Source organism: Wenzhouxiangella psychrophila (genome assembly GCF_042310375.1).
In the GTDB taxonomy this organism is placed as follows: Bacteria; Pseudomonadota; Gammaproteobacteria; order Xanthomonadales; family Wenzhouxiangellaceae; genus Wenzhouxiangella.
In genome coordinates, this window is sequence record NZ_JBHJMQ010000028.1 from 1 (window position 1) to 1,174 (window position 1,174).

The following is a 1,174-nucleotide window of genomic DNA, read 5'->3' on the forward strand; positions in this document are numbered from 1 at the left end:
GAGGATTTCAAGCGTAAAGCGGTCGATCAGTCGTTCGAGACGCCCGAGACTGTGCAGGCTGTGGCTGGTAAATTGGGCATTCATCCTGTCCTTTTGAGTCGCTGGAGAACCCAGATGGCGCCACGCCGAGAAGATCCCGAGTCCAAGCTCGATGAGGTGGAAACGCCTCAGCGCAGTAACACAAGCCTGGAGCGCGAGAACAAGCGTTTGAAAAAGCAGCTGGATCGGGCCCGGATGGAGGTCGAGATCCTAAAAAAGGCTCGGGAGCACTTCGCCAAGCGCCAGAAGTAAGGTTTGCATTCATCGAGCAATATCGGTCGATCTGGCCGGTGTCGGTGATGTGCGAAGTGCTCAAGGTCTCTCGTTCGGGCTTCTACAAGTGGCGTAGCCGGCCGCCTTCTCGGGCGGCTCAGTCCAATGAGGCGCTGCTGGCGTTCTTGTTGGAGCGGGCTCGTTGGCTCAAGGGTGTGCCGGGCTATCGCAAGCTGCATCATGAGGCCGTTGATGCGGGCTTTGCCTGCAGTCGCAACCGGGTTCAGCGCTTGCTGCAACGCGCCGGTTATCGTTCGGCCGTGGCCACCAAGCCAGGCCATCGACGGCCTTCGCCTGGCTTGCCAGTGCTACCCAACTTGCTCAACCGGGCGTTCTCGGTCGCCCGGAATGACACCGTCTGGGTGTCCGACATTACGCAGATCCGCTGCGCCGACGGTTGGCTGTATCTGGCGATTGTGATCGACCTGTACAACCGAGAAGTCATTGGCTGGGCCTTGGGCCGGGAAAACCAGGCAGCTCTGGTGCTACGGGCCCTCAGGCAGGCGTGGCGGCAACGTCAGCCGGATGGTCGAAAGCTGCTGTTCCACTCCGATCAGGGCTGTCAGTACCGCTCGGAACAGGTAATGCGGTGGCTCAGCCGCAGGCAAATCACAATCAGCATGTCACGGCCGGGAAACTGCTGGGACAATGCTTGTGCCGAGAGCTTCTTTGCCCTGCTCAAAAAGGAGCGGACACATCGGCTGGGGCTGATCTCCCGTCGTCACATGGCAGGGGAGATCCAAGACTATATCGATCAGTTCTACAATACGGTCAGGATCCACGGCAGCTTGGGTTATCAAACCCCGGCGGCCTTCGGAGCCGCCCCGTAACGAAAAGTGTCTACGAAAGTGGGGTCAGTCCA

Annotated in this window: 1 protein-coding gene; it reads left to right on the plus strand. The window is 59.5% G+C overall.

Translation table 11 applies throughout. The features are described 5' to 3' along the window. Window positions 1-1,142 (plus strand): IS3 family transposase gene (locus ACDC66_RS15195; RefSeq protein WP_376697585.1). Its coding sequence is split into 2 segments (ribosomal slippage), with 1,143 coding nucleotides annotated over them: window positions 1-250 and window positions 250-1,142; the frame shifts between segments, so codons are not numbered across the junction. This gene is flagged as partial in the annotation. Window positions 1,143-1,174 lie beyond the last annotated feature (32 nt).